Origin of the sequence: Vibrio sp. Y29_XK_CS5 (genome assembly GCF_024181835.1) — a bacterium.
Classification (GTDB): domain Bacteria; phylum Pseudomonadota; class Gammaproteobacteria; order Enterobacterales; family Vibrionaceae; genus Vibrio; species Vibrio harveyi.
Window position 1 is genome coordinate 1 of the sequence record NZ_JAMZAM010000020.1, and the last position, 6513, is coordinate 6513.

6 protein-coding genes and 4 tRNA genes are annotated in these 6513 nt (G+C 43.6%); 7 read left to right on the plus strand and 3 right to left on the minus strand.

Annotation, left to right across the window (positions count from 1 at the left end; translation table 11 throughout):
- Window positions 1–670: 670 nt before the first annotated feature.
- Both pssA and NL647_RS26885 read right to left on the minus strand, forming a co-directional pair.
- Window positions 671–2011, minus strand: a complete 1341-nt coding sequence (gene pssA, locus NL647_RS26880) for a CDP-diacylglycerol--serine O-phosphatidyltransferase (RefSeq protein WP_253650900.1) — start codon at window positions 2009–2011, stop codon at window positions 671–673.
- Window positions 2012–2082: 71 nt separating this feature from the next.
- Window positions 2083–2514 carry a GNAT family N-acetyltransferase gene (locus NL647_RS26885; protein ID WP_017191164.1) on the minus strand — a complete coding sequence of 144 codons (432 nt, stop codon included), beginning with the start codon at window positions 2512–2514 and terminating at the stop codon, window positions 2083–2085.
- A gap of 101 nt (window positions 2515–2615) precedes the next feature.
- Between NL647_RS26885 and murB the strand changes: the two genes are divergently transcribed.
- Window positions 2616–3659, plus strand: coding sequence for a UDP-N-acetylmuramate dehydrogenase (murB, locus tag NL647_RS26890; RefSeq protein WP_253650901.1), 1044 nt, complete (start codon window positions 2616–2618; stop codon window positions 3657–3659).
- The gene (gene birA, locus NL647_RS26895) at window positions 3656–4621 is read left to right on the plus strand and encodes a bifunctional biotin--[acetyl-CoA-carboxylase] ligase/biotin operon repressor BirA (RefSeq protein WP_050902250.1); all 966 of its coding nucleotides are present in this window, start codon (window positions 3656–3658) and stop codon (window positions 4619–4621) included. Before murB ends, birA begins: the two co-directional genes overlap by 4 nt.
- Before the next feature lie 25 nt (window positions 4622–4646).
- On the opposite strand, the gene coaA is transcribed toward birA, so the two are convergent.
- Window positions 4647–5570 carry a type I pantothenate kinase gene (gene coaA / locus NL647_RS26900; protein WP_005451114.1) on the minus strand — a complete coding sequence of 308 codons (924 nt, stop codon included), beginning with the start codon at window positions 5568–5570 and terminating at the stop codon, window positions 4647–4649.
- A 206-nt stretch (window positions 5571–5776) separates the two neighbouring features.
- Between coaA and NL647_RS26905 the strand changes: the two genes are divergently transcribed.
- The 5 genes from NL647_RS26905 to NL647_RS26925 form a co-directional block, all read left to right on the plus strand.
- Window positions 5777–5852, plus strand: a tRNA-Thr gene (locus NL647_RS26905).
- A 52-nt stretch (window positions 5853–5904) separates the two neighbouring features.
- Window positions 5905–5989 (plus strand) — tRNA-Tyr (locus NL647_RS26910).
- A gap of 35 nt (window positions 5990–6024) precedes the next feature.
- Window positions 6025–6099, plus strand: a tRNA-Gly gene (locus NL647_RS26915).
- Between the two features lie 13 nt (window positions 6100–6112).
- Window positions 6113–6188, plus strand: a tRNA-Thr gene (locus tag NL647_RS26920).
- A gap of 101 nt (window positions 6189–6289) precedes the next feature.
- The coding region (locus NL647_RS26925; RefSeq protein WP_009697551.1) for a GTP-binding protein at window positions 6290–6513 on the plus strand (224 nt) is incomplete at its 3' end.

The window sequence follows — 6513 nt, forward strand, 5'->3', positions numbered from 1 at the left end:
GGGGTGTAGCTCCAATTGGCAGAGCAGCGGATTCCAAATCCGCGTGTTGGGAGTTCGAATCTCTCCACCCCTGCCATATTTAAGGCTCTAGCAGAAATGCTAGAGCCTTTTTCGTATATGAAGGAACGAGTACCAGTCTAGTTGGAAGAGCAGGGGATTCCCCTAATGCCCAAATAGTGTGTGTTGGGAGCTGAGCCGCCAGTCCGCTTGGTAGCAAGCCATATCGAATCTCCGGAGTGCCGGTCCAATCTACCCCTGCCATATTTAAGACTCTAGCTGAAATGCTAGAGCCTCTTTCGTATATGAAGAAAAGAGTACCAGTCTAGTTGGAAGAGTATCTGATTCTCCTAATGCCAGAATCGTGCGTTTTGAGATTAGATCTCCAGCTCCCTTGGCAGTAAGTCCTATCGAATCTCGGAGTTTTGATCCAATCTACCCCTGTCATATTTAAAGCTCCAGCAGAAATGCTGGAGCCTTTTCGTTACAATCTTGGACCTGTTATCTTGTTGAATTTCTTAGAATACAAAGTCGTCTCATCCCATTGTATATCGAAGTGTCAGTCTAAATACTTAAAGAAAGCAACAATGTTGTAATCTATGTCGCTAGCTGTACATAATAAAAAAGCCCAGTATTTTCATACTGGGCTCTGTAAGTTTACTATCGAAGCATTTTAAAGAATGCGTTTTAGTACACCATCAGCTTTGATACGTGTGATCTTACGGACCAGCTTCTGAACACTGACTGGATAGTCTTCCACTTTCTCTAATTGCTTGTAAGTACAAATAAGCTGAGTGTGCTCTAGAATGTTTGCCACCTCTTGTTCAAATTTGTCTGTCATCTTCGCGAAGTTGTCTTGAACTAAAAGACCATTTTCAAGATCTAGTGACCATGCTCTAGGGTTTAGGTTGTTACCTGTCATAAGCATGTAGCGCTTATCAACCCAGATACCTTTTAGGTGGAAGCTATTGTTATCATGTTTCCAAAGGTGAATAGATAATTTGCGAGCAGCAATGCTTGCTTCATTCGCTTTAGCGAAACGACGTAAGTTGAGTTCGTACAGATATGGTAAACCACCAATAGTTTTGAACTCTTCTTCAGGAGAGATGTAAAAGTCGTTTGCAGTCTTGTCACCAACCACGATTGTTACTTTTACACCACGTTTCATTGCACGTTTAACTTCACGATTAATCGCTTTCGGGAAGTTAAAGTAAGGTGTACAGATAAAGATTTCGTTCTGAGCAGCTGCAAGCAGCTTAACGATTTTCTGGTTGAGTAAATTACGGCGCTTCCCTAAACCTACCAGCGGTGTAACTTTCACTTCGTCTTCGCTGGCTACTTCGGGTTTAAATTCGTAATTAGCACGAGCTAAAGAAGAGCGAAGTTGGCGAATGTCCGCTTTGATCTCTTTTGTGTCAGGTTTATCTTTATCTGCAAGATCATTAACTGCAGGGTGGGCGATCATTTCATCCTGAATGAATCCTACCATCGAGTCTGCTAATGCTTTGTGTTGAATGACATGGTAGCGATCGAAGCGGTAACGACCATTGTATTGTAGGTATACGTTGTTAAGACTTGCTCCGCTGTAAATGACGGTGTCATCTACGATGAAGCCTTTAAGATGAAGTACACCAAAGACTTCTCTGCCTCGTACAGGAATACCGTATACAGGAATTGAGTGCTGGTATTTTTTTGCGAATGCCTTGTAAAGTGCTGCGTTGCCTTCAGATGATTCTGCACCAATGAGACCACGTTGCGCTCGGTGCCAATCTACACAGATATTGATGTCCAATCCAGGATTGCGCTGTTTCGCTTCATAAAGCGCTGTGAAAATTTCACGTCCAGCTTCATCATCTTCCAGATATAGAGCGACTAGGTAAATTCGTGACGTTGCTTTGCTGATCGCATCAAGAAGACGAGCTCTGAAAGCATCTGCTGCGTGCAGAACTTCGAAGTCTTCAGGCTTAACTGCGAGACTTGGCAACTGTTCGAATGGGTTCCTACTTACTATCATACCGGTGTGAGTACCTTAATTAAGTGCAATATTGCGAACCTGATATTTTACCAAAGATATGATTTCTCTGGCTACAAAAGCGCACTGTTTGAAGCACTAGAAGTAATGAATTGCATTGGAATGAGATCTTTGCCACTGTCCACGTACCGTAAATAAGCCATTTTCAATGAGTTTGGAAGCTCAGAGCTATCAATGGTTTTGAATCCATGTTGAGAGTAATAAGCCTCTAAATGATTAAAAGCAAAGCAATAATCTCCATTGTTGAAAACAGTGTTTTCGCAATGAGTAAGTAATGCTTGACCGACCCCTGTTCCCCTACATTCCGGAACAACAAGCATACCAGTCAGCAAGCGAGACTTTTCGACCGCTTTCATTCTAAGGAGAGCAACGATTTTTCCTTCTAAACTTGCGGTGATGATCAGCTCATCACGCTTGGCTTTTCCGGCAGGGTAATGTGCTTTGTATAATCTCTTGATCAGAGGTAGTTTGATCGGATTTAACACTTCTATGATTAATGAGCTAGGTATTGTCACTGCGGCTAAAACATAACTAAGGTAGAATGGCTACAGTTTAAGAGAATCTCATCTGGCGTTGCAAATCCACTATGGAAATTAAGAAACATGCGAGCCTCAAGGCTTTCCACACATTTGGTATCGAACAAACCTGTGCTTATTTAGCGATCGTTGAAACTATCGATGATGTTATTCAGCTATTTAAAGATGAAGCTTACCTAGAGTTACCGAAGCTATTTTTAGGTAAGGGCAGTAACATGCTGTTTACTCAACACTATGAAGGTATGGTCATCATTAACCGATTAATGGGTAAAACTGTTACTGAAGAAGGTGCTCATTATCTATTGCACATTGAAGGCGGTGAGGATTGGCCGGCGCTTGTTCAATGGTGTGTAGAACAAGGCATGGGAGGTATTGAGAACCTCGCACTCATCCCTGGCTGTGCAGGCTCGGCACCTATTCAAAATATCGGAGCCTATGGATTGGAACTGCAAAATGTGTGTGAATACGTAGATATCCTCGATTTGGAGAACTTCACGACCAAACGCATGACAGCAGAAGAGTGCCAATTTGGCTATCGTGATTCGATCTTCAAGCATGCATTATATGAAAAATGCTTTATTACTGCGGTCGGTCTCAAACTGCCAAAGCAATGGAAGGCGATCAATCAATATGGTCCTTTGCAAAGTATTCCTGAAGAAGAGCTTAGTCCCCTAACCATTTTTGAGCGTGTATGCCAAGTGCGAATGGAAAAATTGCCAGACCCTGCAAAAGTTGGTAACGCAGGAAGCTTTTTTAAAAATCCAGTGATCAGCCAAGATCATTACGATCAACTTATCAAAAAGCACAGCAATATGGTGGCTTACCCTGCGAAAGGAGGAATGAAAGTCGCTGCGGGTTGGTTAATCGACCAATGTGGTTTGAAGGGGGCATCAGTGAACGGTGCTCAAGTAAATCCACTCCAAGCTTTGGTTCTAACTAATGTTGATAATTGTAGTGCCAATGACGTTGTCGAGCTTGCGTCTTTGGTAAAAAGGACCGTTTGGGATAAATACCAAATTGAACTAGAACATGAAGTTCGTTTTATGAATAACAAGGGCGAGACTAACCTAAGTGAGATTGAGGCTACGCGATGAGAAAGGAACACTCTGCAAAACTGCATATTCTCAAAGCGCTAAGTGACGGTGATTTTCATTCTGGGGAAGCCTTAGGGCAAGAATTGGGTATATCACGCGCTGCTATTGCAAAGCACATCAAAGGTCTTAATGATTGGGGCGTAGACATTTACCGGATTCAAGGACGTGGCTACCAGCTAGCTCAGCCTTTACAACTGCTTGATGAGCAAAGGCTTCAAGCTCATGTTGATACTCAACTTGAACTCATCTCGGTTATAGATTCAACCAACCAATATCTGCTCGAGAAAGTCGATGACTCCGATAAGGGGCGCGTATGTTTGGCTGAATATCAAGCAAAAGGAAGAGGACGACGTGGACGCCAATGGATATCGCCTTTTGGGACTAACTTGTATTTGTCGATGTACTGGCGTTTGGATGCTGGTATGGCAGCGGCTATGGGGTTGAGCTTAGTTGTTGGTATCGCAGCAGTGGAAGCTATTGAAGAGATGGGTATCCAAGGCGTGAAACTCAAATGGCCGAACGATGTTTACTACGAAGATAAAAAGCTTGCAGGCATTTTAGTTGAAATGTCAGGGCAAGCCGGTGGGGCAGCGCATCTAGTTATTGGCATGGGGCTTAATATCGGTATGCCAGACTTGCAACCTGAAATCGATCAACCGTGGACAACCTTAAACCAAGTGAGCGATAGCCTAGATATCGATCGTAACCAGTTAGCGATTAACCTGATTGAACACTGGAAGAAAGCACTAGAAGAATATGAAATGACAGGGCTCGGTGGGTTTGTAGAGCGTTGGAATCGTTTAGACAACTTTATTGGACGCCCTGTAAAGCTATTGATGGGACCTAGAGAAATCCATGGGGTAGTAAAGGGCATCGATCAGCAAGGTGGTGTAGTATTAGAAACCACTAATGGATTGGAGACCTACGTTGGTGGTGAGATCTCCCTAAGGAAAGGTGATTAACCTCGAGTCTAGTGCCTAATAGAGGTTACTTTCTCAACGACACCTTGTCGACGAGATGACTAGGACCTTTGTGCAGAATTAGATGGGCTCTCTCGCGAGTTGGCAGAATGTTATGTTCTAGATTGAGCCCGTTAATGCTCTGCCAAATTTCTTTAGCTTTGTTTTTCGCCTCTTCGACAGACAATTGCGTGTAATGACTAAAATAAGAGCCTGGCTGAGTAAATGCACCTTGGCGGAATTTCAAAAATCGTTCTACATACCATTGCTCAATGGTCTCAGTTTCTGCATCAACATAAATAGAGAAGTCTAGGAAGTCAGAGACAAACACGCGATGTGGAGCATGCGGATAGTCCATACCACTTTGCAGAACGTTTAACCCTTCGATAATCAGTACATCTGGACGATCTACTTTCTTTCGTTCTTCAGTAATGTCGTACGTAATGTGTGAATAAACTGGGACTTCTAAGTTTGGTTGACCTGCTTTTACATCTGAAACGAATTCTACCAAGCGTTTAATATCGTAAGATTCCGGAAAGCCTTTACGATGCATGATGCCTCTCTCTTCCAGCACTTTCTTTGGATATAAGAAACCATCTGTTGTCACAAGGGCGACTTTCGGATGGTTCTCCCAACGAGAGAGCAATGCTTTTAGAAGTCGTGCGGTAGTACTCTTTCCTACCGCCACACTGCCGGCAATGCCGATAACAAAGGGTGGAGCATGTTCTTCCGTGTTGAGGAACTGCTGAAGTACAGAGTTACGACTTTGGCGAGCCTGAACGTACAGATTTAAAAGACGAGACAAAGGAAGGTAGATCTCTACCGCTTCCTCCATAGTGAGGTTTTCATTAATGCCTTGAAGCGCTTTCAGATCGTCTTCAGAGAGTGTCATCGGAACAGAATTGCGCAATTCTGCCCATTCGGCACGGTCAAATGACAAAAATGGACTCATGGGTCTCTTTTATCCTTGGTTTCATTGAGAGCAAGAACATACAACAAGCTCCGTGCAAAGCAAACGACAAAGCTCGAAAGTTTGCTTTAAAAAGCGAGGTTTGTATGATTTTGCAGCAATCGATTCTAAAAAGTCGAATTTTACGATTTTTTTTGAAATAGCTATTGCAACCTAGAAAATCATTCAATAGAATGCGCACCACTTATGCCGACTTAGCTCAGTAGGTAGAGCAACTGACTTGTAATCAGTAGGTCACCAGTTCGATTCCGGTAGTCGGCACCATTCTTTCCTGTTTCTAGTGGAAACAATTGTAGTAAGAATGGCTTAAAAATTTGGAGGGGTTCCCGAGTGGCCAAAGGGAGCAGACTGTAAATCTGCCGGCACTGCCTTCGATGGTTCGAATCCGTCCCCCTCCACCATATTCTTTAGGAAATAGCTCTCAGAGTTACGTGTTGCGGGCATCGTATAATGGCTATTACCTCAGCCTTCCAAGCTGATGATGCGGGTTCGATTCCCGCTGCCCGCTCCACTCTAATTTGAGTGCTGATATAGCTCAGGTGGTAGAGCGCATCCTTGGTAAGGATGAGGTCGGCAGTTCGAGTCTGCCTATCAGCACCAGCTCTCAAAGTTATCTCCTTTTGATATAAGATTTACCAATTATCTTTTTTGGTTGCGTGGTCAATTCGGGCCACCTAAATCCGTACCTAGAGGGACTACTCATGTCTAAAGAAAAATTTGAACGTGTAAAACCGCACGTAAACGTTGGTACTATCGGCCACGTTGACCACGGTAAAACTACTCTAACTGCAGCTATCTGTACAACACTTGCTAAAGTATACGGCGGTGCTGCTCGTGACTTCGCATCTATCGATAACGCTCCAGAAGAGCGTGAGCGCGGTATCACAATCGCTACTTCTCACGTAGAGTACGACACTCCAACTCG